At 52.8% G+C, this 25219-nt stretch carries 28 protein-coding genes, 1 other RNA gene and 2 pseudogenes; 11 read left to right on the top strand and 20 right to left on the bottom strand.

Annotation, left to right across the window (positions count from 1 at the left end):
* Positions 1–159: 159 nt before the first annotated feature.
* Positions 160–513, top strand: a complete 354-nt coding sequence (locus tag ACOI6Z_RS05345) for a helix-turn-helix domain-containing protein (RefSeq protein WP_032429203.1) — start codon at positions 160–162, stop codon at positions 511–513.
* Positions 514–531: 18 nt separating this feature from the next.
* Here ACOI6Z_RS05345 and ACOI6Z_RS05340 read toward each other — a convergent pair whose 3' ends face one another.
* Positions 532–1104, bottom strand: a complete 573-nt coding sequence (locus ACOI6Z_RS05340) for a flavin reductase family protein (protein WP_044524415.1) — start codon at positions 1102–1104, stop codon at positions 532–534.
* Positions 1105–1314: 210 nt separating this feature from the next.
* On the opposite strand from ACOI6Z_RS05340, the gene ACOI6Z_RS05335 reads away from it, so the two are divergent.
* Entirely contained in the window at positions 1315–2199 is an 885-nt protein-coding gene (locus tag ACOI6Z_RS05335) for a LysR family transcriptional regulator (protein WP_420687044.1), read from the top strand.
* Positions 2200–2319: 120 nt separating this feature from the next.
* Positions 2320–3120 (top strand): hypothetical protein, encoded by an 801-nt coding sequence (locus ACOI6Z_RS05330; RefSeq protein WP_065812300.1) that lies wholly within the window; start codon positions 2320–2322, stop codon positions 3118–3120.
* Positions 3121–3263: 143 nt separating this feature from the next.
* Here ACOI6Z_RS05330 and ACOI6Z_RS05325 read toward each other — a convergent pair whose 3' ends face one another.
* The 4 genes and pseudogenes from ACOI6Z_RS05325 to ACOI6Z_RS05310 all read right to left on the bottom strand — a co-directional run.
* Positions 3264–3626 carry a cupin domain-containing protein gene (locus ACOI6Z_RS05325; protein WP_023290697.1) on the bottom strand — a complete coding sequence of 121 codons (363 nt, stop codon included), beginning with the start codon at positions 3624–3626 and terminating at the stop codon, positions 3264–3266.
* Positions 3627–4080: 454 nt separating this feature from the next.
* Positions 4081–4647 (bottom strand): helix-turn-helix domain-containing protein, encoded by a 567-nt coding sequence (locus ACOI6Z_RS05320; RefSeq protein ID WP_049003977.1) that lies wholly within the window; start codon positions 4645–4647, stop codon positions 4081–4083.
* Between the two features lie 401 nt (positions 4648–5048).
* Complete coding sequence (locus tag ACOI6Z_RS05315; RefSeq protein ID WP_023290695.1) at positions 5049–5789, bottom strand: SDR family oxidoreductase; 741 nt, start codon at positions 5787–5789, stop codon at positions 5049–5051.
* Between the two features lie 120 nt (positions 5790–5909).
* Positions 5910–6029: pseudogene (locus ACOI6Z_RS05310) on the bottom strand (integrase arm-type DNA-binding domain-containing protein); the annotation flags it as partial.
* 829 nt (positions 6030–6858) lie between these two features.
* On the opposite strand from ACOI6Z_RS05310, the gene ACOI6Z_RS05305 reads away from it, so the two are divergent.
* Positions 6859–7716, top strand: coding sequence for an HNH endonuclease (locus ACOI6Z_RS05305; protein WP_196984312.1), 858 nt, complete (start codon positions 6859–6861; stop codon positions 7714–7716).
* Positions 7697–8050: a nucleotide pyrophosphohydrolase gene (locus ACOI6Z_RS05300; protein WP_117110099.1), complete on the top strand. Its 354-nt coding sequence runs from the start codon at positions 7697–7699 to the stop codon at positions 8048–8050. The genes ACOI6Z_RS05305 and ACOI6Z_RS05300 overlap by 20 nt, the downstream gene beginning before the upstream one ends.
* 106 nt (positions 8051–8156) lie before the next feature.
* Here ACOI6Z_RS05300 and ACOI6Z_RS05295 read toward each other — a convergent pair whose 3' ends face one another.
* From ACOI6Z_RS05295 to ACOI6Z_RS05270, 6 genes and pseudogenes are all read right to left on the bottom strand, one after another.
* On the bottom strand, positions 8157–10490 hold the full coding sequence (locus ACOI6Z_RS05295; protein ID WP_160552341.1) for a primase-helicase zinc-binding domain-containing protein: 2334 nt from the start codon (positions 10488–10490) through the stop codon (positions 8157–8159).
* An 11-nt stretch (positions 10491–10501) separates the two neighbouring features.
* Complete coding sequence (locus tag ACOI6Z_RS05290; RefSeq protein ID WP_087759025.1) at positions 10502–10822, bottom strand: DUF5375 domain-containing protein; 321 nt, start codon at positions 10820–10822, stop codon at positions 10502–10504.
* Positions 10819–11046, bottom strand: a complete 228-nt coding sequence (locus ACOI6Z_RS05285; protein WP_087759024.1) for a hypothetical protein — start codon at positions 11044–11046, stop codon at positions 10819–10821. The genes ACOI6Z_RS05290 and ACOI6Z_RS05285 overlap by 4 nt, the downstream gene beginning before the upstream one ends.
* The gene (locus ACOI6Z_RS05280) at positions 11043–11237 is read right to left on the bottom strand and encodes a host cell division inhibitor Icd-like protein (RefSeq protein WP_232692818.1); all 195 of its coding nucleotides are present in this window, start codon (positions 11235–11237) and stop codon (positions 11043–11045) included. Before ACOI6Z_RS05280 ends, ACOI6Z_RS05285 begins: the two co-directional genes overlap by 4 nt.
* Before the next feature lie 24 nt (positions 11238–11261).
* Positions 11262–11594 (bottom strand): annotated as a pseudogene (locus ACOI6Z_RS05275) (ash family protein); the annotation flags it as partial.
* A gap of 2 nt (positions 11595–11596) precedes the next feature.
* Positions 11597–11863, bottom strand: coding sequence for a helix-turn-helix transcriptional regulator (locus ACOI6Z_RS05270; RefSeq protein WP_420687041.1), 267 nt, complete (start codon positions 11861–11863; stop codon positions 11597–11599).
* Positions 11864–12404: 541 nt separating this feature from the next.
* Here ACOI6Z_RS05270 and ACOI6Z_RS05265 point away from each other — a divergent pair.
* The 3 genes from ACOI6Z_RS05265 to ACOI6Z_RS05255 are packed head-to-tail and all read left to right on the top strand — an operon-like array spanning position 12405 to position 13968.
* A complete protein-coding gene (locus ACOI6Z_RS05265; RefSeq protein WP_117115614.1) occupies positions 12405–13142 on the top strand; it encodes a glycoprotein 3 in 738 nt (245 codons plus the stop codon).
* The gene (locus ACOI6Z_RS05260) at positions 13139–13384 is read left to right on the top strand and encodes an ogr/Delta-like zinc finger family protein (protein ID WP_004136116.1); all 246 of its coding nucleotides are present in this window, start codon (positions 13139–13141) and stop codon (positions 13382–13384) included. Before ACOI6Z_RS05265 ends, ACOI6Z_RS05260 begins: the two co-directional genes overlap by 4 nt.
* Before the next feature lie 17 nt (positions 13385–13401).
* On the top strand, positions 13402–13968 hold the full coding sequence (locus tag ACOI6Z_RS05255; protein ID WP_117110102.1) for a phage polarity suppression protein: 567 nt from the start codon (positions 13402–13404) through the stop codon (positions 13966–13968).
* Between the two features lie 863 nt (positions 13969–14831).
* On the opposite strand, the gene ACOI6Z_RS05250 is transcribed toward ACOI6Z_RS05255, so the two are convergent.
* The 5 genes from ACOI6Z_RS05250 to smpB form a co-directional block, all read right to left on the bottom strand.
* Positions 14832–15482 carry a hypothetical protein gene (locus ACOI6Z_RS05250; RefSeq protein ID WP_077257557.1) on the bottom strand — a complete coding sequence of 217 codons (651 nt, stop codon included), beginning with the start codon at positions 15480–15482 and terminating at the stop codon, positions 14832–14834.
* Between the two features lie 10 nt (positions 15483–15492).
* Positions 15493–16596: a hypothetical protein gene (locus ACOI6Z_RS05245; RefSeq protein WP_227628848.1), complete on the bottom strand. Its 1104-nt coding sequence runs from the start codon at positions 16594–16596 to the stop codon at positions 15493–15495.
* A 54-nt stretch (positions 16597–16650) separates the two neighbouring features.
* A complete protein-coding gene (locus tag ACOI6Z_RS05240) occupies positions 16651–17862 on the bottom strand; it encodes an integrase domain-containing protein (RefSeq protein ID WP_117110103.1) in 1212 nt (403 codons plus the stop codon).
* 182 nt (positions 17863–18044) lie between these two features.
* Positions 18045–18407: a transfer-messenger RNA gene (ssrA, locus tag ACOI6Z_RS05235) on the bottom strand.
* A gap of 144 nt (positions 18408–18551) precedes the next feature.
* Positions 18552–19034: an SsrA-binding protein SmpB gene (smpB, locus tag ACOI6Z_RS05230; protein ID WP_002914164.1), complete on the bottom strand. Its 483-nt coding sequence runs from the start codon at positions 19032–19034 to the stop codon at positions 18552–18554.
* A gap of 149 nt (positions 19035–19183) precedes the next feature.
* Between smpB and ACOI6Z_RS05225 the strand changes: the two genes are divergently transcribed.
* Together ACOI6Z_RS05225 and ACOI6Z_RS05220 are read left to right on the top strand one after the other, a co-directional pair.
* Positions 19184–19621: a type II toxin-antitoxin system RatA family toxin gene (locus tag ACOI6Z_RS05225; RefSeq protein ID WP_008806099.1), complete on the top strand. Its 438-nt coding sequence runs from the start codon at positions 19184–19186 to the stop codon at positions 19619–19621.
* On the top strand, positions 19611–19901 hold the full coding sequence (locus ACOI6Z_RS05220) for an RnfH family protein (protein ID WP_004206851.1): 291 nt from the start codon (positions 19611–19613) through the stop codon (positions 19899–19901). Before ACOI6Z_RS05225 ends, ACOI6Z_RS05220 begins: the two co-directional genes overlap by 11 nt.
* A 69-nt stretch (positions 19902–19970) precedes the next feature.
* On the opposite strand, the gene bamE is transcribed toward ACOI6Z_RS05220, so the two are convergent.
* The 3 genes from bamE to nadK all read right to left on the bottom strand — a co-directional run bounded on the left by bamE (position 19971) and on the right by nadK (position 23085).
* On the bottom strand, positions 19971–20312 hold the full coding sequence (gene bamE / locus ACOI6Z_RS05215; RefSeq protein WP_004206850.1) for an outer membrane protein assembly factor BamE: 342 nt from the start codon (positions 20310–20312) through the stop codon (positions 19971–19973).
* Between the two features lie 146 nt (positions 20313–20458).
* Positions 20459–22120 (bottom strand): DNA repair protein RecN, encoded by a 1662-nt coding sequence (gene recN, locus ACOI6Z_RS05210; RefSeq protein WP_004206849.1) that lies wholly within the window; start codon positions 22118–22120, stop codon positions 20459–20461.
* Between the two features lie 86 nt (positions 22121–22206).
* The gene (gene nadK / locus ACOI6Z_RS05205; RefSeq protein ID WP_002914158.1) at positions 22207–23085 is read right to left on the bottom strand and encodes an NAD(+) kinase; all 879 of its coding nucleotides are present in this window, start codon (positions 23083–23085) and stop codon (positions 22207–22209) included.
* Between the two features lie 124 nt (positions 23086–23209).
* Between nadK and grpE the strand changes: the two genes are divergently transcribed.
* Positions 23210–23800 carry a nucleotide exchange factor GrpE gene (gene grpE / locus ACOI6Z_RS05200; protein ID WP_004174800.1) on the top strand — a complete coding sequence of 197 codons (591 nt, stop codon included), beginning with the start codon at positions 23210–23212 and terminating at the stop codon, positions 23798–23800.
* Between the two features lie 118 nt (positions 23801–23918).
* Here the strand turns inward: grpE and ACOI6Z_RS05195 are convergent, their stop codons facing one another.
* Positions 23919–25205 carry an HlyC/CorC family transporter gene (locus tag ACOI6Z_RS05195; protein ID WP_023290690.1) on the bottom strand — a complete coding sequence of 429 codons (1287 nt, stop codon included), beginning with the start codon at positions 25203–25205 and terminating at the stop codon, positions 23919–23921.
* Positions 25206–25219: the final 14 nt, after the last annotated feature.

Below are 25219 nucleotides of genomic sequence, written 5' to 3'. Positions count from 1 at the left end.
TAATTGTTGCACTTTATGTGCGATCCTCACCGGAGAAAAAAGGCGCGATCCTGGCAGGGTTTTAAGTGCAACAATAAAACTTGCATTTTGTGTAAAACCAGGCCACCTTTTAATGCAACTGCTAAAGATGCTTTTAACCGGCCGCGAGGGGGAAATATGATGAACACTGGCGCCATCATTCAGGATCTGATCGACTGGATCGACAACCATCTTGATAGCCGTCTGGATATTGATACCGTTGCCCGGCGAGCCGGCTATTCGAAGTGGCACCTGCAGCGGATCTTCAAAGAACACACCGGGCACCCCCTCGGGGAGTATATCCGGGCGCAAAAGCTGCAAAAATCGGTCGAACGCTTAGCCCACAGCAACGAGCCGATCCTCAACGTGGCGATCGCCCTCGGCTTTGACTCGCAGCAGTCCTTCAACCGCAGCTTCAAGCGCCAGTTTGGCCAGGCGCCCGGCGTCTGGCGCCGGAGTATCAGCCGCTCTGCCGCGCAGACATCTCGTCAGTGATGCTCATGACCGGGGAGGTCAGTCCTTACCCGGTCCATGATCGAATTTGCTGCCTTTGCCGATGGCATAGAACTGCCCGCCTGCGACATAGTGAACGGTCCGTAGTTCGTCCGGCGCATCATCAAAGATCCAGTGTCCGTTGCGGAATACCCGGTCATCGCTCCAGGCGGCGACGATGTCGCCCATAAACAGATTGTGCTGTTGCTGGATGTCCGGGTAAGGCATCACTTTGCACACCAGCCAGCCCGCGCAGCCGGCGACAAGGGGGAGATCGAACCCCGGCTGATAAAAGAAGGGGATGGTGTCGTTTTTATCCGGCGCGTCGGCATAGCTGCGCCCGCCAGCGTAGAGGACGGTTGCCATCTGGCTGACTACGGGGATCTGCACGACGAAATAGCCGCTCTTTTCCACCAGCTGACGAGTGAAGGCCTGGGGGCCGATATAGGCCACCACTTTTCGCTCGCCTGCCAGCCCAACCCAGGCGGCTGACATGACATTTTCGACGCCATCATATTTTGCGGAAATCATGGTGGTGGACCCGACCTGCAATAAACGATACGCCTTACGTAATTCGACAGGCTGAACGGACATTATTTTTCCTTTATGCGTGTTATTTAACGTGTTGATTCTCTGGATATTTATTGAGGGCATGGTCATTTTTGGCCCCTCACGCGATATCCACAGCGCAACGATACGCCAGGCGATTAAGCGCAAAAAGGTGCGTAAATTGTTTTCATTATTCATAATCAACGAATAATCATGCCGCCTGTCGGTAGGCTGCTCGCTACAGGGGAAAAGAAGGTGGATCGTATCCAGGCTATGCAGATGTTTATGCGCGTCGCGGAGGCAGGGAGCTTCGTGCGTGCCGCGGAAACCCTTTCCCTGCCGGCCTCCACTGTCACCAGTACCATTAAAAACCTTGAGAAATACCTGAAGGTGCGACTGCTGAACCGGACCACAAGGCGGGTGAGCCTGACTCCGGAAGGGATGCAGTATCTGGCGCAGTGCCGGGAAATTCTCGCCCTCATCGAACATAGCGAATCCAGCCTGAGCGAGTCTGTCGCGCGGCCTCAGGGGCGCCTGCGGGTTGATATGCCCGCGGGCATCGCGCATTTCATCGTCATGCCCCATCTGCAAGACTTTTACCGACGCTACCCTGATATCTACCTGATGATCGGCGTCAGCGATCGGCAGGTCGATCTCATTCAGGAAGGCGTCGACAGCGTGATACGCATGGGAGAGCTGAACAACTCCAGCCTGGTGGCCCGCCCTCTGGGCCGCTTTCGCTGGGTAACCTGCGCGTCGCCGGACTATCTCAGGGAATATGGCGTGCCGTCGTCACCGGAGGCGCTCTCTCAGCACCGGGCGGTGCATTATTTTTCCGGCCAGGCGAGACGGGCCGATGAGTTCCGCTTTGTTCGCCACGGCGAGACCTTTTCTGTACCCGTCAGCGGCAACGCCGCGGTGAATGAAACGGGGCTCTATATAAAAATGTGCCTGGCGGGCTTCGGGCTGGCGCAGCTGGCGGAGAATATCGTTGCTGACCACCTGCAGGAGGGGAGACTGGTGGAAGTGCTGACGGACTGGCAGCCGCCCCCGGTACCCGTCACATTGCTCTATCCGCACCAGCGCTTTCTCTCTCCCGCCGTGCGGGCGTTTGCTGAGTGGATGAGCGAGGTGGTTTGAGGGGAGTATCGTTTCGGGAGCCCCTCATGGGAGCGCAGGGCTCCTGCAGAAATATCTGGTCTGCCGATCAATCACTCGATATTCTGTAATGCTTTGTCTTTTTTGTGAACAGGAAAAAGTATGTTTAATACGCTCCCCGATTTACACAGAAGTTTTGCAGAGCAACTGAAGCTTAAATTACAGTCTGACCCGCGGATCCACGCCCTTCTCGCCGGCGGATCGTTTATCCATGGCGGGTTTGATCAATACTCCGATCTCGATTTCGTGGTGGTGGTCGACCCTCTCTATTATGACGAAATCATGGCTCAGCGTATGGCGTTCGCCGGAACCCTCGGCCATCTGCTACATGCTTTCACCGGGGAACACGTCGGCGAGCCTCGGCTGCTGATCTGTCTGTTTGGCCCGCAACTTCTGCATGTCGATCTCAAATTTATCACCCTGGACATGCTCACTCAGCGCGTTGAGGAGCCTGCCGTGCTATTTACCCGTGATAGCGATGCTCTCAAGCGCCAGCTGGCAAAATTTAGCGCTTACTGGCCGAACATGACGCCGGAGTGGTTTGAGTCCCGAGCCTGGATCTGGCTGCATTATGCCGGGGTTAAACTGGGCAGGGGCGAACTCTTCGAAGCGCTGGGGATGCTGTCCTTCTTCCGCGAACAAGTGCTGGGACCGATGCTGTTCCGTCGCGCCAATCTACCGCAACGCGGGGTTCGCCGAATAGAAGCCCTCGGCATTGATCCCGATGGCCTGCTGACTTCCACTCTGGCAACGCACGATCGTCACTCTGTCGGGATTGCCATCCGAAGGGCTGCCGACGCTTATGTCAATCTGCGGGCTGATGCGCTGCCTGACAATATTGCAGACGATGCGGCGCGGTGGGCGGTCTTTGCCATGCTGGACGCCTATTCTGACAGGGAGTAAATCTATCCCTCCGGCCGCTGACGCGGCCGGAGTGTGAAAGGGTTGCGCGAGATGTTATGGGTGGTTTTATCCTTAGAGGGGGGCCGGGTAACCGGTAACGCTAAAACTTCCCCTGGCCCGGTTTATTCCGCACCGCCAGACGATTAGAGTTTATCCAGTTCACGCACCGTACGTTCATTGACGATATTACCCGTATTCAGGGTCGATTTTGGCTCCAGTAAAACGACGCAGCACTCTTCGGTTAACGCTTCAGGACAATGCTCAGTTCCTTTCGGCACAATAATAAACTCACCGGCATCAAGAATAATATCGCCTGTTCTTAAGCCCATTCGCAATCGGCCGCTGACCACAAGAAAAAGCTCGTCCTCCTGTTCATGATGATGCCAGTCAAATTTTCCGGATAATTTAGCCAGTTTGACATATTCGTTATTCATTTCGCCGACAATTTTCGGGCTCCAGTAATCGCTGAACAGAGCAAAACTGTCTTTTAAATTAACTTTACGCATTCATCTTCTCCGTCACATATATTTAATGCGGGTGGGTTGATTTCGTCATAAAAAAAGAGCAGGCATTGGGCCGCACGGCGCACAGCCGGGTTGGGCGATATTGAGCGCTAATATAAAGACGCCAGGACCATCAGGAAAGTGACCGTATTATGGCCAGATTCCCGGCTATTACGCCTGCTTTGCTTTGCTTTGTGGGGAAATACAGCGCAAGCAGGCCGGCTCTGCTGTTCGAAATAACAATACAGTTAACCCGCAAACTGAACAACGGGTTTCCCGATGACGGGGGAAGATATTTATCAGTTCGCAATCAATCGACTGAATTTAATTAATTTTATTGTTAAAATAATTTTCCCTCAGGCATTCAGCGGACCGTTTTTGTTTCTTTAAGTGAACAGATGCCCGAAACTCTGGCGCCATATCTCAGGTCTCCAGGTCCGATAATGGCGCGGCGGAGTTAACCGGGCTCGAGGTGAGTCATCACCACCGTCGCGCTAACCGCCGTTTCCGTTGCGCTGTACGTGTGCGCAATCTCCGCAGAGAAGGCATAAAAATCCCCGGGCTCCAGGGTGATGACTTCATACTGGCTCAAGCGCAGGCGCAGAGTTCCGCTGTGTACCAGAATATGTTCATGCGCCCCCTCTGAATGTCCGGGGCTGTGGATGGTGACCCGCGGTTCCATTTGCAGCAACCATATCTCGGAGGTATTGCCGGGGCCGATGCGGAATTTCATCATTTGCGAATACTCGCCCGGCACAGGGCGATATTTTTCAAAGCGGGGATACATCCTGCTGCCGCTTAGCAAATCGCCGACCGGTAAACGTAACGCGGTGGCGATAGCGTCCAGCGTATCAACTCGGGGACTGGAAGATCCTGATTCCAGTTTGGATAACGCTCCCTTTGAAACCCCTGACAATTTAGACAGATCGTTTAACGAAATCCCCCGGGACTGCCGTAGTCGTCTTATTTTACTGCCGATATTTAATGACAACGCAGCTGGTTTATCGCGTTCTGAATCTGCCATTATTGCCTCCCTCCCCGAGTGAGTCCTTCTCATCCGAATAAACGCCCCGCCCAGTTGAGATTGCGGTAGGGACATAACACTGCTGTCGCTGGCCTGATATGTCATCGCTGCATCAACAGTCAGTGATTCTTCACGCGCCCGCCATGCCTGAATACCACGTTTATCCTTTCAAATGAACCATTTTGGTGTTTACCGGTTTGATGGGCTGTCTGGGTAACGGGAGATATTGCACATTGAATCTGTTCGTTGCGTTCGGATGTTGCCGGGCTGTTTTAAGCGAAAAATGGACGATTCTGGAGTAACGGATTGTTTATTGATGTAAGCAGGGGCCGTTATTTTCCCCACTTCTACAGTGGGGCTTTGAGGATCTGTATCAGGAAATGATGCCGGTGTTGCCATATCTAGTAATGCACCAGCCCGCCATCTACCGCGTACTGACTGCCGGTGACATAGGATGCGTCATCAGAAAGCAGGAAAAGTGCGACAGCAGAGGCTTCTTCCGCGGTTCCTGCCCGGCCGAGGGGGACCTGGCTGACAACAAAATCCTCAAATTGCTGACGCGACTCTTCCGGCATGAAATGTCTAAAGTTCGTTTCGATCGGACCCGGTACCAGCGTATTGGCGCGAATCCCCCGCACAGCCAGCGCAGAGGCCCAGCTTTTAACCATTGCGACAACTGCCCCTTTCGTTGCTGCATAGAGGCTGGTCATTGCCGCACCTTCATATACAGATGAAGATGAGGTGACAAGAACAGACGCGCCTGAATTGAGGGATCCAGAAAGAGCGGCAAGCTGCAGCATCGGGCCGCGGACGTTAGCATTCATCATGCGGTTAAAAGCATCCGCTGTCACCGATTCCGGAGCACCTACTTCTGCGAAGCCAGCATTAAGCCATAGTCCGTCGAGTGAACCCCAGTCGCTTATCGCTGCCTGAAGAACGCTTATATCGGCTTCGCTGGCTGCATCGTTTTTCAGAATGAGAGATGATTCAGGCAGTAGACTACGGGCGCGCTTCAGCCTTTCATCATTGAGGCCCGTAATGGCAACATTGCCGCCCTCACTAACAATGCGCAGTGCGCCTGCAAATCCCATACCGCTGGTACCGCCAGTGATAAGGATGCGTTTACCTTGAAATCTGCCCATGATTCGCCTTTCTTTGTCTTTAGAAACATCAAGTACCTGACGAAGATAACCATCAGTCGTCATCTGTTACATCACGCCATGGTGAGATTATGGCTGCAGCGTTGGCATTTGGCACCAAGCGGGGTAGGGGCCAATGCTGATGGTGGCCCTTTTTTTCAGCGCCGGGGGAGTGTATTTGAAGAACCAGATCTTTCTGCCGAATGGCTTAATCAACAACGCCAGCCCGTCGCCATCGCGTAGTTGCTACTCGGTATTAGTTTGGTATTTCAATTGGTTAGGTATCTTTTTGCACCATGGTTTTTTACGTTATGGCATCGTGGTGCAAAACAAGCATAGATGATGCTCGAGATTGATACCGAGAATATGACCGCACAGGTAACAAAAAAGCCCGCAGGGCTTACGCCGAGCGGGCCTTCAGGACTTCATCGGATGACTCTGGTAATCACCGATGGAGAATTTTGGTGCTGGCGGAGTCTGAATAACTCGCGTAAGTATTTAAATTTAAATTATTTTAATGTGTTCAACTTTCATTTGTGTACCTAAACGTGTACCAATTATGGAATGTCATAGCATTCTTACCTATCTAAAGTTGTCGATTGCTCTTCCTCCTGATGATTTTTCTGGATCTAAAAAGGCTGGATAAAAAGTTTTTTTGCATTTAACTGTTCACACTGTTCACCTCCTTATTTTTCTTTTTAATATCATAATGATAGGTGGTGATTAGTTGGTGAAGAGTGAACAGTCAACTCTTCACCTTAGCGCATCTCCAGCCTGTTTCCGGCGACCATCACCGCAATATGATGGTGATGAGGGGGGGTAAAAAGTTTTTTTGGTGAAAACTGTTCACACTGTTCACTGCGGGTTTTTATTATTTATTTCAATGTATTAGCGCATGAATACCCGGTGAACAGTGAACACTTTACTGTTCACCTCCGTTTTGCCCCGTTAGGAAATGGATGGCCAGTGAGACCTGTTTTACTAAATGCGACCCTGAGATCATTTTTAGTGTATCTTCTAAAACCATATAGCGATAAAATAAATAAAAACTATTATATCATAAGGTTATAACGTGATTTGGGTAGTATATATATCAGATAAGCCTCACTCGAAAATTAATTTTCCGATTGGTATGAATCAAGGAGTTTGGGGAGTAAAGGAGACAAAGAAAGGTACTATTCAGAATATAAAGAAAGATGATCTAATTGCCTTCGTTTATTCAATTTCTTGGCTAAAATCTGAGGGGGCATCTCCTCCCGGCTTCTCCCGCGTGGGCAAAGAACACCTGCAAAATTTCCGTGGTTTGGTGCAAAAGATTATTATCGGTCAAGTAACAAGAGGCTATTATACCGCCTCTACGAAAGTTTGGCCTGATGATGAGATTTATCCCCATCGCTTCGACTTCAAAATTGTTCAAGATTATGGTGAAGATATCTACTTTGGTACAGAGTTCTTCAATGAGGCATTCGTTGAGGCTGTGCGTTATTCTGCCTGTACACAGGGTTCGATTACTCAGGCCATCTCGATAGAGCAGCTTACAGAGATTAGCTGCAATGTGGATGAGCAAGCTGATGAAGAGTCATCTGCTGTAGTGTCTAGTTTAGAAGGTAAGCCCATAACGAGATTACACCAGTCCCGGGAGAGAGATCCCAAAATCATTAAGCAAAAGAAAGAACAGACACTTAACGCAACAGGTAAACTTCAGTGCGAAATCTGTTCAATGGATTTTGAGGAAACATACGGTAAACTCGGCCGCGGTTTTGCAGAATGCCATCACAAAAACCCCCTAAGTCTTCGAGATAAAAATGAAGAAACAGCCCTTTGTGATCTGGCAATTGTCTGTTCAAATTGTCACAGGATGCTTCATAGAAAACGTCCATGGCTAACTCTTGATGACCTGAGGGAAATTTATGAAAACCAAAAGTCTTGAAGACCTACAGAAGGAATTGGCTGACTTTGCCAAGGTTAGGGATTGGGATAAATTCCATTCACCAAAGAATCTCTCAATTGCATTGTCTGTTGAAGCTAGCGAATTAATTGAAATATTCCAATGGCTTACTGAGGAAGAGAGTAAGAATCTCAACTCTAAGCAGTTAACAGAAGCTGAACAAGAAGTGGCTGATATTCTTTTATATCTCTTACAGATTACAGATAAATTAAATATCAACATCCTCGACGCAGCTTATAAAAAGCTCGAAGCTAACGATAAAAAATATCCAATTGAAGCCTGCTTTGGTTCAGCGAAGAAGTACACTGAGTTGTAGCCCCAAGACGCTCTAAAAAAAGCATAGAGGACTTGTATGGGAAGGCTGTTTTACTCTGGCCGGTATTGCCGGTAAAAAAAGACCGGCTGTTGCCGGTCCGGGTAGGTTATGTTGTGGTGGGTTCGTCGCACTTCGGCAGCCAGTCGGCGTTGCTTTCCTCCCTGAGGGCGAGATTGGTCTGCATGCCCTGATTTGTGCGGCGTTTATCGTAATTCAGACCGTACTCCTTGAGCATGGCTGAGAGCCCCTTGCCGAACATGGTCAGGCTGAGCGCATTCCTGTAGCCGTGGGCCTCCATGTACACCAGATAAGCGTGATACAGATACAGGCGAGGCTGGCGCGGGATAATATTGGCGTTCCCCATATACATTCCGTCCGGCTCCGGCAATGCCTCCAGATAGCCGCAAAAATCAAAGGTCGGGTCAGCGTCGCGTTTAATACTGAGCGCCTCGTCGGAGTTCTGCTGCGACTGAAGCAGTGAACGGGCACTCATCGGGTCACTGAACTGCTGCATTAACTGGCGCACGATGACGGCCAGCTCGCGGGCGATTTTATCCCTGAGCTGCGGGTCGCGCTCCTCCGGGGCTATCTGCTCCGGGAAGTGGATGATTACCCGGCGACGCGACACGCCGCCGCTGCGGTCGGTGAAGCGCATCGGGTTATTGTTCACGGCCAGAATCACCGCCGGAATATGCGTCGAGTAGGGATTCTGGTATTTCGGGTCAACGGAGACCGCATCGCCACCGGTGATGGCCTTGAGCCCCGCACCGTCACCGCTCCATTTCTCCTGGTCAGGCAGACGAATGAGCGAGAAGCCTATCAGGGAGGCGCGCTTGCGCGGGTCTTCCAGCGTGTCGATATCGGCTGACGTGGCGTTATCCTCTCCGGCCAGCATCGTGGCGATTTCGGCCAGAATACTTTTCCCGCTGCCGCCCGGCCCGGTCACTTCGAGAAAGAGCTGCCAGTCGTAGCGGTTCGCCAGCACCATAAACAGCGCGGCCAGAATCACGTTACGTTTTGTCGGGTTACCACTGGCCGCCCGGTCGAGCCAGCGCCAGAAATTCGGCGCATGGGTCTCCAGCGTTTCGCCCTCCACCGGCGGGGTAAAATCCACGTCACACAGGGTGCGCAGCCAGTGTGATTTACTGTGCGGGCTGAATATACCTGAGCTGGTATCGAGCACCCCGTTGCGAAAACCAATCAGACGGCGCGCCGGTGCCTCCTGCTGCGGAATAATCAGCTTCAGCGTCTCCACCACTGAGGTGATTCTCCCCGACGAGAACGGGGCGCGTACGCGCTGGAATAAATCAGCCACACTCCGTGAAAAAGTGGCGGCCGGGATATTTTTCCAGATGCCGTTTTCATAGCGGGACAGGAGCTGGCCGTTGGCGTCCACGGCCAGCGCTTCGCCGTAATGCTCATGCACCCGCCAGGCCTTGTCGCTGGCGCCCATGGCGGTAAATTCCGCCTCGCTCATGGTGTCGAAGGGGCTTTGTGCCGCTGGCCGGATGGCGGCATAAATGGCTTTCCGCGTGGCGTCTTCTCCTTTCAGCATCATCGCATCATTCCAGTCACCGAACACCGGCGGCAGGGCGACAATGCCCTCGCAGGCTGCTGCGGCCGCGGCGGCTTTTGTCTGGCCGTCGCCGTTCAGGTCACGGTCGGCGGCGAGGATAATCTGACAGGCCGGGAGCTTGCTGCGGGCCAGGCTCGCCAGAGAGAGAAGGTTCACGGACGACAGCGCCACCATGACGGTTTCTCCGGTCAGGTGATGCACGGTAAGGGCCGTTGCATAGCCCTCTGCTATCCACAGGCGTTTCCCGGCCTGTTTCTGCCCGTCAATGAGATGGCATGCCTCTTTGACCTGCCCGCCTTTCAGGGTGCGCTTGAGACCGTCAGCGTTAATGAACTGGAGGTTAACCAGCGCGCCGGTCTCGTCATACAGCGGCACCACCACATCACCGGCGCGGTAGGCCACGCCGCCGGTTTTGTGCGACGTGGTCAGCGTCAGACATTCCAGAGCGGGAAAGCCCTTGCGGGTCAGGTAGGCGTTGCCGGTGGCCGGGCGGGTTTTCTCCAGCAGTCTGACGGCCAGCGCGGCCGCTGCTTTACGGTCGGCCTCCGTTCCGGCGTCTGCGGCCGCCACCACTTCCGGGGCCACCGGTGGCAGGTGGCCGGTGACGGCGTTTACCTTCCCGGCGGCCTCGGATGCCGATATGCTGAATACCTTCTCAACCAGTTTCAGGCCGTCACCGGCACCGCACTGGTTACAGAACCATGTGCCGCGCCCCTCTTTATCGTCAAAGCGGAACCGGTCAGCGCCACCACACACCGGGCAGGCCTGATGACGGTTTTTTATCACTTTCATTCCCAGCGCCGGGAGAATGCGCGGCCAGTGGCCGCACGCCTGTTTTACGGTGTCCGTTACGTTCATTTTCATGGTTTTCTCCCTCAGTGCAGTACAGGCGATGTCAGATGGCGGGCGCAGAGCTCATCCATCACGGCGAGCCCGAGAAAGGACAGCGACGGGGCGGCTTTCAGCGGCCCGGCCTCCATCAAATCTTCCAGCAGCGCACAGGCAATCAGACGGCCTTTTTCCTCGCCGTGCTGGCGCAGGTAGAAGCCCTCCAGCTCGGCGGCGATGGCGCTTTCCAGCGCGTCGAGGGTGAGGTGAGGATAGCGGTGCTGACGCTCGCACAGGGTCAGCCAGGCACAGGCCACGGCGCGGCGATACAGGGCGGCACGCAATACAGGCAGCAGAGGCGTTTTCATACGTTGCCCTCCCCGGTGAACCAGCGGTGGTTGCAGCGTTCGACCACGCCGTCGAGCTGGGCGGTCATCAGGTAAATCACGGAGGTGAGCTGTAACTGCTGGGCCGGGTCACGACGCAGGGAAGTACAGTCCTGCACCTGCATCAGGTCGCTGACGAGCTGGCCGACATTGCGCATATGCTCAAGGCATTCGAGGTCACGGGCAGTAATCGTGGAGTGTCTCATGCACGCACCTCCGCCACCGGCAGACGCCCGGCAAACGAGAGGACGTAATCGCGAACGAGGGACTGGCGTGCAGCGTGTTCATCCCCGGCGACGGCGCGGAGCATACAGATACGGGGCTGACGGTCTGCACGACGAACGGCGGCAAACACAAAGACAAACTGCGGGTGTGACGGGGTGAGGATAGTAGCCATGACGGCAGCCTCCTTGAAGTAGTTTGAAAAACTACCACCGGAAACGCCAATTTCACTGGTGGCAGCCCGAGCGGGGTTGGCGTAACCGGCCTTCAAGGGAACCGGCCAGCCCGAAGGCTGCCCCGCCCGGACTACCATTATCAGAAAAGAACCCTGGTGCACGAATAAACACCACAGCCCTGAAAATGGGTGTGCCTGAGCAACGACATAAAAAAACACGCATGGCGCGTGTCGTGTCGCCTTGAAGTTATTCGGAACGCCAATTCCGGCTGTCGATTTTGCGACAGCGGGAAAACTATACCTGGAAACGCCGAAGGGAAGCAAGCCAGAAAAAGGGGCTTTTTGCGGAACGGGCATCATCATGCGTCGTAACCCCGGTTGCGTTCGGCGATACGGTCAGCCATCCACCCGGTGATTTCCGACTGCGCCCACGCCACGTTTTTTCCGCCAAGCGAGATTTGTTTCGGGAAAGCCTCCCGGCTGATGAGATCATAAATCGTGGAGCGGGACAGCCCGCACAGATGCATCACGCCGGGCAGGCGAATAAAGCGCTCCTGAACGGCATCAGAAACCGGCATCAGAGGCGCGGCAGGGGCAGAAGACGGGGAAGAAAAAGCGGTGTACATCGGGCTACCTCATAAAGTCCATACAGTGCCGGTCGTGTCCGTCCGGCCTCGGGTAGCTCTCTATTTTGTGAATATTTTCTCTGAGGGCAACAAGTCATTTTGTAGTGGCCCACCACACAACAGAACGATTTTTAGACAGTGGCAAACGTTGGCCATCTTTTGGTAAACGTTGGCAAACTGGTGGCCCATTCCTGATTACTTTTATTTATATATATTTATTTTTTAATCGCAAAAAAGACTAAAGGAGCAAGGCTTCGTAAAAAAAGAAAGGTGAACAGTAGTGAACAGTCGGTGAACACTTCCACCCTCAACTGTTCACCACTTAACTTACTGTATTATTTATTCTTTTATTTGAAGTGAACAGTAGTGAACAGTTATATGTAAAAAAATAAACGGTGAGTATGCTTTTCCTGAGACCTTTCTCTGGCAAGCCGGGTTTTGACGTCCTGTTTGTGCCAGCACTGCCACAACCGCAACAGCTCGTGTTGTTGTGTGTGCCCCGGCAGAATCACCTCATGTTGAAATCACGAGGAAACCTGCCATGACCGACAACACCTTTATCCCTGATTACCTGAAACCGGCGCTGGAGCGACTGGCCGCCGCCAGAGCGGCCCATCTTGAACAGGCCCGCCGGATGGAGGACACCCTGACGGCCATCACCCGCGCGGAGGAGCAGAAAGCGGCGCTGGAGCAGGACAACGGCAGCGACACCCGCACATGGCGCGCTGCTTTCCGTGCCGGGGGTGCCATGCTGACCGATGAGCTGAAAAGCGGCCATATCGAACGCGTGGCCCGCCGGGAGCTGGCGCAGGAATGTGACAATCTGACCGAAGTGCTGGCCTTTGAGCGTGACCAGTTGAAAGCCACCTGCAACAGCACCGCGCGTGCATTCCGCCAGGCGCATCATGCTGTGCTGAGTAAATACGCTGAGGAAGAGCTTAACCGCGCGCTGAATGACACCCTCGGGCCACTGGTCCGGGCGATGGTGCTGAAAGCGGATGTGATGGCAAACCCGCTCGCCAACACCATCGGCCATCAGGGGTACACCGAGCCGGAGAAAGAGGTCATGCATCAGGTGGTGACCTTCCTGACCGGGAAAGTGAGCGCCTTCTCCGTCACGCCAGCCGATGAGCCGGTGCTCTCCCTGACCGGCTTCCCGGCCGTCGCGCTTGCGCATATGGACCACGACGCCGCCAGCACGCCCGGCGAGCGTAAGGTCTGGCAGGAGAAAATGCGTCAGCGCGAGGCTGACCTGAAAGCGCGGGGGCTGCTGCCATGATGCACTGTCCGTTCTGCAAAAAGTCGGCGCATGCCCGTACCTCCCGCTATCTGTCGGAGAACGTCAAACAGCGCTATCACCAGTGCACCAATATTGAGTGCTCGGCGACGTTCCGCACCACTGAAGCCATCGACGAGGTTATACGGCCCCCGGCGGAGAAAACGCCACCTGTCGCGGAGCCGGTCACACCCCCGGCACCCCGTAAAGTGCAGGGCTGCTACAGCTCGCCATACCGCCATTAATCAGGGGAGAACTGACCATGACCACCCTTACGCTACAGCAGGCTTTTGAAGCCTGTCAGAAGAACGAAACCGCCTGGCTGAACCGTAAAGCCGAACTGGCGGCCGCAGAGCAGGAATATCAGGAACAGGTACTGGCCGGGGATGACCGTATTCCGGGCAGAATGCAGACACTGCGCGATATTATCGATGTCAAAAAATGGGAGATAAATCAGGCCGCCGGGCGCTATATCCGCTCCCATGAAGCTGTGCAGCGCATCAGTATCCGCAACCGGCTGAATGACTTTATGCAGGCACACGGCACAGAGCTCGCCGCCACGCTTGCCCCGGAGCTGATGGGGCTCAGTCAGCAGCCCGCACTCCTGACCGGCCATGCGCTCGACCGTTCGGCCCATTACCTGCGCGAAGCCCTGTCCGTGTGGCTGAGTACCGGTGAAGAAATTAATTATTCGGCAGAAGACAGTGATATTTTAACGGCCATCGGATTCAGGCCTGACGCGGCTTCGCGGGTGGATAACCAGGAAAAATACACCCCCGCACAGAGCCTGATTTATGCCCGCCGGCGCGCGGAACTGGCCGGCAGGTAGCTCCGCAAAAAATCCCCGAAAATACCGCTATTTTTCCCGAATTAAGCCATGCATCCACAGGGTGCATGGTTTTGCATGCGCTTTCCCGTCCCGTCACTCCCTTCGCAGACCCGTCCCGGCGCGGCCTGAGCCTGTTGATGCATCTGCATGAAAACCGACCCACGAAGCGGGCAGGCGAGGCGGGGAAAGCACTGCGCGCCAGCGGTAAAGTATTTATTTAATTAAATTTAATTTCACGGCCTGAGCGCGTCGCTGCGCTACGCGGGTTCTCGGGAGTGTCGGTGGGTGGTGCGGTGCTGTTCGAGGGCGTGATGGACTTCTAAGGCGTTCTGGATAGAGGCACAAGAAAGCCAACCGGAAGTGACGGAAATCAGTAATTTTAGAGGTTGATGGATGACTTTCGAGACCGCTCACTACCCGCCCATGCATTCACATGATGTATGTAGGCCTGTAGTATACTGAATCGGTCTATGCGCATGCATGATAACCGCCCCACTATACGTGGCTGGTGTGGTGGAGAAAGTATTGCAATATTGCGTGTAAGCATTGATGTGCGCACTTGTTTTTACAGCTAGAAAAATTAACTGAGTTTATATGACTCACTTATGAAATTAAGTTAGCATTGTGAGCAGTCAGTGAAGTAATAGCTTAGATCTATGTTGTGTTTTTCTTTGACGGTTTTCTTGAGGTTTTGTAATTCCATTGATTTTATAAGATGGTCGTAAGGTAAGTCTTTTATTGGACGAGCTAAGATGTGAAAGTATATTTAATTGAAATTCTTGAATATAGTGTGCTACCTGTATCAAATATGGGTGTCCTTGGTTGTAGACCCTCTGCAAAGGTGAATTGTTAGATAGATCTTCCTATTTGAATGTTGGTGGTGTAATTTCAACATACGAAGAAGCAAACCATTCTACAGGCTTGTTATTTTTTAATTCATTCCCATCGAAATTATCGTCTGGCGTTGATCTGAATGTAATGTAATAAACCCCTGGCTTGTTTAACCCAACGATATAGCTAAGGGTTTTTTCTGCTCCGATTAAAACATGAGTTTTAGGTAATGATTTACTTTTGGATTCCGGGGCACTTTCTTTATCTCTCAAAACGGTATAGAGATTAGGTGTAAAAGATTGAGATTGTTCAACCTTATCGCCATTTGCGCTCACTTTATATACAGTCAAAGCACCTTTAGATGTTTCGAATGACAACGGACGTTTACCGTTGTTTTTTATGGTTACATTAATAATCATTCCTAGTTGTGTTTTTAATTGAGTAACATTAATAGCAATGCTGCTAGAGTCAGTGCCTTTAATTTGTTCTTTTATTTGTTTTAATTCTTCGTTAGCTTTTTTTAGTTGGAGTTCCGCATTGCTGGCCATTTGCAATGCGTTAAAGGTATACAAAGCCCACGCGCCACCAATTATGATAGCTAGCGAAATGACTATGTAATGGATACCTGATAAAAAATTATTAGATTTATCATGATTATCCCACCATTTTTTTATGAACTCCATCGTCACCCTCTTAAATGCCTTCAAAGTCATCAGGTTCTACATCATCATCATAGCGCTTTTTCTGAGGGTTTACGGATTTATTTTTCTTGTTTAGCTTCTGTGCAGGGACTTTTAATGCTAATCCGTTTTTCACTTCCTCAAAGTTTTCATCATTTTTTACTTTATCAATTAATAAAGATATTGATGCGTGATTATTTTCGAAAAATAGCTTGTCATTGTCATCTGCGAAAGATGGTTCGATGTTGAACATTATAAGAAATGTACAGACAACTAACAGGCTTTTTTTACGGTTTCCAGATGTTTTTGCCCAAAGGTCTCCAGGCGAAAGAAATACTTGCTGTGTCGTTACTGTAAATGTTCTACTTTTGCGTAGCTCTTTATATGTATTTTCAAAGAGGTCTAATAATCCTTCTTCATCTAAATTAGAGTTGTCATTGTCGGCAATCGTTTGAGCAATGGCTTCAATTTTATTAATGATTATGGAATATTGAGCGATGTCAAGATTGTTAATCCCTTCTGTTTGCTCTATGCGTGAGGAGATATAAGCCTCATCATCTGAAATAAATGCAACAGATAACCAATGGTTTAGTTCTTTCCAGTGCTCGTTTGCTGAGAAAACAGTTTGATTAGCTCTAAAGCTGTTATTTATGGCTAATGGGAGTTTGTCACGAAATTGTGTTTTGCCCCACTCAACCTTCCGTCTAAGACTAAATTTAAGCAATTTTTCATCTGTTGTCCCGTCAACGTTGAGTAATGTTGCATTCTCTATGTCCTTATAAGGATCTGATGTTATTTTTCCAACAATTATTCTCTTCGCGTCGAGGGTGATAATTATATCCCCGATTGACATTTCATTAATGAAACGGAGAACTTGACCGGCTTTATTGGATGCGGATGCAAGTGTTTCCTTTTTCTCAAGCAAAGTATTTTTGTAATTAAAAACGAGTTTAATCACTTCATCTTTATTACTAAGGATTTGATCGCTAAAATCCATAGAATCAATGTGCCCAATAGCTGCTATGGAGTTATGAACAAAGTGGTCATAAAACATGCCACCATCACCAGATCGAACGACCCAAAATTTTGAATCTTTAGGAATATCTTGAATGTACATTTCAAATCCTTGCTATGTGTCTCAATGAACAAAACTATAAAAGTTGGAGATGGGTCACTTGTTTCCAATAGATGAGAACTGCGAAACACATTGCTCCCCCCACCATTCCATCAACTCTTCACGCTGAGTGAGATAAACTGAACGGTTGTACGCGCGTCGAACTTCGTTCTTATCAATATGAGCTAGCGCAGCTTCAATCACATCAGCGTTGAATCCAAATTCATTCATTGCAGTGCTGGCTATTGAGCGCATCCCGTGGGCAACAAGTTTACCTCCATAACCTATACGCTTCAAAGCAGCATTAGCCGTTTGACTGTTCATAGGTTGCTTTGGGTCACATCTGCTGGGAAAAATGAATTCTCGATGGCTACTAATTGGCTTCATGACATGCAAAACATCTAGTGCTTTTGATGAGAGGGGAACAATGTGCTCTCGCTTTGCTTTCATTCGTTCGGCAGGAATTGTCCAGAGCTTTGCATTGATATCGATCTCTGCCCATCGAGCGCCAGAAGCTTCTGAAGGGCGAACAAGGGTCAGGAGTTGCCACTCAATAAGGCAGCGAGTAGGAACTGACAAATTTGACATAACCAAAGACCGCATTAACTTTGGTAACTCTTCTGGCCGCAGCGTTGGCATGTTTTGCTTTTTGGGTTTCTCAAAAGCCATGCCTACGCCTGACACAGGGTTGGCGTCAATAAGACCGGTATTAACTGCATAAATCATTATCTCGTTTACACGTTGCACTAAACGGCGAACTGTCTCCAGCGCACCACGCGCTTTGATAGGCTCTAGTGCTTCCACAATCGTTCTAGCTTTAATTTCCTGAACAGGCATGTTACCGATTTCCGGGAACACGTCCTTATCCAAAGAACGCCAAATGTCTTTCGCATAATCCTCCGTAACGCTTCTGCTTTTAATCTGAAACCAATTAGCGGCCACAGTCGAGAAAATGCTGTCTAACTCAATCTGGCGTTGTTCTGAGGCTTGCTCCTGCAGCAGCTGTGGATCCATACCTTGCGCGAGCGTCGCTAAATGCTGGTCGCGTATCTGGCGTGCTGCTGCGAGTGTTAAGGCAGGGTATGAACCGAGACTTAGATTAGTGCGGCTACTACTGACTGGACGTTGGTAGCGGAAGCGCCACAGTTTTTTACCAGATGTTTTGACGAGTAAAAACAGTCCATCACCATCATGTAGAGTGAAGTCTTTTTCGCGGGGTTTAGCCTTAAGGATTTCATTGTTAGTGAGAGGGCGTGTGATGCGCGCCATGTCTGGATCCCTTCCGTATTGGTACACGTTTAATGGACCACAGTATAGCGTGTACCTAAACGTGTACCAATTTTCTCTGGATTCAGCCGGATATTCTCGGACAACGACGGACACAAAAAAGCCCACAGGGCTTGTGCCGTGCGGGCTTTCAGGATTTCACCGGACGTATCCGGATCATAATGTGGTGGAGCTGGCGGGAGTTGAACCCGCGTCCGAAATTCCTACATCCTCGGCACTACATGCTTAGTCAGTCTTTACATTCGCTTGCCAGCTGCGGACAGACACGCCACTAACAAACTAGCCTGATTAGATTTAACGCTTCAACCCCAGGCAGGGCATCCACGCGATCTCTTTTGGGTTTGACCTCTCTTTGATCCCCGTCTTAAGAGCGGAAGCTAGGGAGAGAGGGCTCAGAGCAGGTTATTAAGCTGCTAAAGCGTAGTTTTCGTCGTTTGCGACTATTTTTTGCGGCTTTTTACGAGGCCAACCGCCCCTCGGCATGCACCTTGGGTTTCGCAAATCCCGTCGAATCCAGAATCAGCCCCAATGTGTAGGTCAAGTATAACAGATTTGTGAATGTCGTTACCAGCCCCATAACGCAGGATTCTTTCAGCAGGGGTGGACGAAAAAGCAGCATCAACAAGGATATAGCGTAAGGGCCAGCGAGAGCTGGCCCTCAGGGGAGGGGGTTAGCGTCCGGCGTGCTTCATAATACGCGCCTTATCCAGCGCCCATTCACGATCTTTCAGATCGGTACGCTTGTCGTGCTGTTTCTTACCTTTGGCGACGCCGATTTTCACTTTGCACCAGGCATTCTTCCAGTACAGCGACAGGGCGACAACAGTGTAACCTTCGCGGTTAATGCGGCCGTACAGCGTATCGAGTTCGCGCTGGTTGAGCAGCAGCTTACGGGTGCGCGTCGGGTCGCAGACATAGTGGGTGGAAGCCACGGCCATGGGCGTAAAGTTGGCGCCGAACAGGAAGGCTTCGCCATCCTTCAGGATGACATAGCTATCGCCGATGTTGGCTTTGCCTGCACGCAGGGATTTGACTTCCCAGCCCTGCAGGGCGAGACCAGCCTCGTATTCATCTTCGATAAAGTATTCGTGACGGGCGCGTTTATTCAGCGCAATGGTGGCTGATCCAGGTTTGTGGGCTTTTTTCTTAGTCATAATGTCCTGAAGTCATCGTCTTATACACAGTTACCTCGATCGCATCCTGCGAGGTGTACTGCGCATCTTAGCACGAGTTGCGGCACAGCGTTTTTTTTAGCAGCAGATAAATGATATTATTTGCACTGTGTTTAAATGTGGAACCTGCTATGCCTCAGATTAGCCGTACTGCGCTGGTGCCTTTCAGCGCGGAACAGATGTATCAACTGGTAAACGATGTGAAGTCCTATCCTGATTTTCTGCCAGGCTGCACCGGTAGCCGCGTGCTGGAATTCGGGCCGACGCAAATGACGGCGGCGGTTGATGTGTCCAAAGCCGGCATCAGTAAGACCTTCACGACCCGGAATACACTGACCAGCAACCAGAGCATTTTGATGAGCCTGGTGGATGGCCCGTTCAAGAAGCTGATTGGCGGCTGGAAGTTTATTCCGCTGAGCCCGGAGGCGTGCAAAATCGAGTTCCATCTCGATTTTGAGTTTACCAATAAGCTGATTGAGATGGCCTTTGGCCGGGTCTTTAAGGAACTGGCCGCCAACATGGTGCAGGCGTTCACTTCGCGCGCCAAAGAGGTCTACAGTGCCAGCTAATATTCGTGTTGAGGTCGCTTACGCGCTGCCTGAAAAGCAGTACCTGCAGCGGGTCACTCTGGACGAGGGGGCGACGGTCGAGCAGGCGATTATCGCCAGCGGCCTGCTGGCGCTGCGTGATGACATCGATCTGGCGAAAAACAAGCTGGGTATTTACAGTCGTCCGGTTAAGCTGCACGACGAAGTCCATGACGGCGACCGGGTGGAAATCTATCGCCCGCTGATCGCAGATCCGAAAGAGCTGCGTCGCCAGCGGGCGGAGAAAAACGCCGCGAAGTAAACCGCAGCAGCAGACCCGCTATCGGCCATAAAAAAAGCGCTCATTGAGCGCTTTTTGCTTTTCCGGGCCTTACTGACTGGTCAGCGCGGGCTTGTTATCAATGTTGGTTAACACGCCGCCATTGTTGAAGGTCAGGGTCAGGGTCTGCTGAGTCACTTTCTCGTGGCCCGGCTCCTGACGGAATACATAGAACCAGGTGTTGGTGCCGAACGGATCCGACATCATTGGCGTTCCGAGAGCATAAGCAACCTGCTGTTGCGTCATACCGACACGAATTTTTGCTACATCGTTAGGTGCCAGATAGTTACCCTGGTTGATGTCAGGACGGTAAACCACTCGTTCCAGAGTGGAACAGCCTGCGGTCAACATAAGAAGAACCGCTGCGGCAGCAGTCAGCGTTTTACAGCGCATAGTGATTTGATTCCTTTTTGGGCCCGAGCAGTACGTGGCTCATCTGTAATATGCCGATAATAATAGACCTTCGCGCCGATGGAAACCTCCGGCTGCGGTCAGCAGGCAATTTGCTGTTCACTATGACCCTGTGAAAATCAAAAAGTTTACGCCGCAAGCAACTCTTTCGCGTTCGCCAGGGTGTTGCGCGTGACCTCGCTGCCGCCCAGCAGGCGAGCCAGCTCCTGCAGACGAGCACGCTTATCCAGCGGCTGCATATGGGTTTCGGTCATCTCGCCATCGGTCTCTTTGCAGACAAAGAAATGATGGTGGCCGCAGCCTGCGACCTGCGGCAGGTGGGTAACGCACATCACCTGCGTGGACTCGCCCAGCTGGCGCAGCAGCTTGCCGACCACCGCCGCGGTCGGGCCGCTGATGCCGACGTCCACTTCGTCGAAGATCAGCGCCGGGGTTTCCATTTTACGTGCGGTGATCACCTGAATCGCCAGCGCAATACGCGACAATTCGCCGCCAGAGGCCACTTTCGCGATCGGCTGCAGCGGCTGCCCCGGGTTAGTGGTGACGCGGAACTCAATATGATCGGCGCCGTCGGCGGTGAGATGGCGTTCATCGAAAGCGACCTCAATCGCGAAGACCCCGTGCGGCATCGAAAGTGAGTGCATACTCTCGGTGATAAGCTGGGTTAGCTCGTCGGCGCTGGCCTGGCGCAGGGCGTGCAGTTGGCGCGCGGTCTCCAGCGCCAGCTGATGATGTTCGACCACCTGCTGGCTGAGGGATTCCAGCGAGCCGGCGCTGTCGTCCAGCAGGCGCTGCTCTTCGAGCATCGCCTGATAAACCGCCGGCAGCTCTTCCGGCATCACCTGGTGTTTACGCGCCAGCGCGATTTGCCGGGAAATCCGCTGCTCAAGTTCGAACAGACGATTAGGATCGAGGTCCAGACGGTCGTGATAGTGGCGCAGCTCATCGCTGGCCTCGCTGAGCTGAATGGCCGCCTCTTCCAGCATATCCAGCACGCCGGAAAGCTTGCTGTCCATACCCACCAGCTCGCTGACCAGCTGCTTCGCGGTATAAAGCTGGCTCTGCAGGTTGGCTTCTTCGCCGTCCGCCAGTACCGTCAGGGCGTGCTGACAGGTGCTGAGCAGCTGACCGCTGTTGGCCAGGCGTTTGTACTCTTCGTCAATCTGCTCAAACTCTCCCGCCAGCGGGTTAAATTCGTTCAGCTCTTTAAGCTGGTACTGCAGCAGATCGGCGCGGGCGGCGCGCTCCTGGCTCTGCTGCTGATGCTGGGCCAGCTCGCGGCAGCTCTGGTGCCACTGGCGATAGTGCTCTGCCATGCGCTGAGTGAGCGCATACTCACCGGTATAGCCGTCGAGCAGCGTTTTCTGGTGTTCGGGTTTGGTCAACAGCTGGTGCGCATGCTGGCCGTGGATCTGGATCAGCAGCTGGCCCAGCTCGCGCAGCTGCGAGAGCGGGACGGCGGTGCCGTTGATGAAGCCGCGCGAGCGGCCGTCGGCGCTGATCACCCGGCGAAGTAAACACTCACGCCCGCTCTCCAGCTGGTTCTCTTCCAGCCAGCGCTGGGCGGCCGGGGTATCTTTCAGCGCGAAGCGCGCGCACAGGTCGGCACGGGTGGCGCCGCGACGCACCATGTCGGCTTCCGCTCTGCCGCCGAGGCACAGCCCCAGCGCGTCGATGGCAATGGATTTCCCGGCGCCGGTTTCCCCGGTGATGGCGGTCATGCCGCTGTGGAAATCAATTTCCAGTTCACGAACGATAGCAAAATTACTGATGGTGAGTTGCGCCAACATAGCTGCCTTCCTGTATGAAAAACCAATACTGTGTTTTCGTACAGTATAGACTGGTTTTTTATCCAGTAAAGAGGCAGCGATGTAAATCAGAACAATTTTTTCGACCAGCCGAGCTTGGTGCTTAATGTATTGAAATAGCTGTAATCTTTAGGGTGAATCAGATTGAGGTGATAATCACAGCGGCGAATGAGAACGTCTTCGCCATCCTGGATCGGCAGGGCAATCTGGCTGTCGCAGCTGATCTCCAGATCGCTGCAGCGGTGAGAGAAGCGCAGGCGGATGGTGCTGTCGCCGTTGATCACCAGCGGTCGCGCCGAGAGGGTGTGCGGGAACATCGGCACCAGGGTGATGGCGTCCAGCGACGGGGTGAGGATCGGGCCGCCGGCCGACAGCGAATAGGCCGTGGAGCCGGTCGGAGTGGAGATAATCAGGCCGTCCGAGCGCTGGGAGAAGGCAAAGACTTCATCGATATAGACTTCGAACTCAATCATATGCGCCACTTTGCCGGGGTGCAGCACCACTTCGTTGATGGCGGTGCTGATGCGTTTCTGGCAATCCTGCTGGCACACCTGGGCCTCCAGCAGAAAGCGTTTCTCCGCGATGTAGTGGCCTTCCAGCACGTCGGCGAGCTGCTGCAGGGCGTTGTCCGGGTCCAGGTCGGTGAGAAAGCCGAGGTTGCCGCGGTTAATGCCGATGACGTTAATGTCGTAACGGGCCAGAGTCCGCGCCGCGCCGAGCATATTGCCGTCGCCGCCCACTACCACCGCGAGGTCGGCCTGTTGGCCAATCTCCGCCAGCGTGCCGGTTTTCACGTTGCTGAGCTGGAGTTCATGGGCGATCTGCTGTTCAACCAGCACTTCATACCCTTTGCTGCACAGCCAGCGCCAGAGCATTTCATGTGTGGTCAGGGCGGTGGGGTGACGAGGATGTCCCACAATGCCGATACACTTGAAATGGTTCTTCATGATCTGGATGTCCTTGCGTTAAATGAAATAGTGACAATCTGTCCGCTTCCCTTGAAACCCGGAAACTGATCCCCATAATAAGCGAAGTTAGCGAGATGAATGCGAAAAAAACGCGGAGAAATTCATGAGTAGTAAAGAACAGAAAACGCCTGAGGGGCAAGCCCCGGAAGAAATTATCACGGAGCAGCACGACGACGTTGAGGCGGTAGAGCCTGAAGTTTCGGCTGAGCAGGTGGATCCGCGCGATGAAAAAATTGCGAATCTGGAAGCCCAGCTGGCTGAAGCGCAGAAACGTGAACGTGAAGTGATGCTGCGTGCCAAAGCCGACGAAGATAACCTGCGTCGTCGTACCGAGCAGGATATCGAGAAAGCGCACAAATTCGCGCTGGAAAAATTCGTCAATGAACTGCTGCCGGTGATCGACAGCCTGGACCGCGCGCTGGAAGTGGCCGACAAGGCTAACCCGGAGCTGGCGCCGATGGTGGAAGGGATCGAACTGACCCTCAAATCTATGCTGGACGTAGTGCGTAAGTTTGGCGTGGAAGTGATCGCCGACACCAACGTTCCGCTGGATCCGAACGTCCACCAGGCCATTGCGATGGTCGAGTCTGAAGACGTGGCGGCGGGCAACGTGCTGGCCGTGATGCAGAAAGGTTACACCCTGAACGGCCGCACCATTCGCGCCGCGATGGTGACGGTAGCAAAAGCGAAATAACGTTTGCTGCCTTGCTCAACGGCTGCCCGCGGGCGGCCGTTTTTTATGCCATCGCTCCCGGCGCGAGAAAAAAAACGGCGGGCCGCAGCCCACCGTGATGTTAATTCCTTCGCTCGCGCTACTCCGCGACGCTCTCGCGTAATGATTTCACCGGCATCACTTTCACCTGTTTGATCATGTTGTCCTGCACGTCGAGGATATCAATATCATACTGCTCAATGCGCACGCGGGTGCCCGGGACCGGGATCTCTTCCAGCGCTTCAAGGATGATACCGTTGATGGTGCGCGCTTCATCTTCCGGCAGGTTCCAGTTGAACGCTTTGTTGATCTCGCGAACGTTGGCGCTGCCGTCGATTATCACCGTACCGTCGTTGAGCGGGGTCACTTCCTCCGCCAGGGTGGGTGACATGGAGGTGGTGAAGTCGCCGACAATCTCTTCAAGAATATCTTCTACGGTAACCAGCCCCTGAATATCGCCGTATTCATTAACCACCAGGCCGACTTTCTTTTTATTGCGCTGAAATTTCACCAGCTGGGTGCTGAGCGGCGTCCCTTCCGGAACAAAGTAGATCTCATCTGCCGCCCGCAGCATGATTTCTTTTGTGAACTCTTTCTTCTCCGTCATCAGGCGGTAGGCTTCGCGGACGCGCAGCATGCTGATGGCATCGTCCAGCGAATCGCGGTAGAGCACAATGCGGCCGTGTGGGGAGTGGGTCAGCTGGCGGACGATAGATTTCCAGTCGTCATTGATGTCGATGCCGACAATCTCATTGCGCGGCACCATGATGTCGTTAACGCTGACCTTCTCCAGGTCCAGCACCGACAGCAGCATATCCTGATTGCGTCGTGAGATTTGTGAACGGGATTCATTCACAATCGTGCGCAGTTCATCTTTACTCAGGGCGCTGCTGATGACGGTATCAGTGCGGATGCCCATCATGCGCATCAGCATGCGGGTGATGGTATTCAGCAGCCACACCAGGGGCATCATCAGCACCTGCAGGGGCGCCAACAGGAAGCTGCTGGGGTAGGCGACCTTTTCCGGATAGAGGGCGGCGATGGTTTTCGGCAGGACTTCGGCAAACACCAGCACCACAAAGGTGAGCACGCCAGTGGCGATCGCGACGCCGGCATCGCCGTAGAGGCGCATGCCGACGATGGTGCCCAGCGCCGAGGCGAGAATGTTGACGAGGTTATTGCCGATAAGCACAAGGCTAATCAGGCGGTCCGGCTTGCGCAGCAGCTTCTCCACGCGCTTGGCGGGGCGGTTGCCTTGTTTCGCCATATGACGCAGCCGGTAGCGGTTCAGCGTCATCATGCCGGTTTCGGAACCGGAGAAATAGGCAGAGATAATCACCATGACGATCAGCGTTATGATCAGCGTGGTGGTGGAGATATGTTCCACGTAGGATTCCTTAA

It is taken from the genome of Klebsiella sp. C239 (assembly GCF_048822715.1).
GTDB lineage: Bacteria > Pseudomonadota > Gammaproteobacteria > Enterobacterales > Enterobacteriaceae > Klebsiella > Klebsiella quasipneumoniae.
This window is presented reverse-complemented; position numbering and strand designations above follow the sequence as displayed.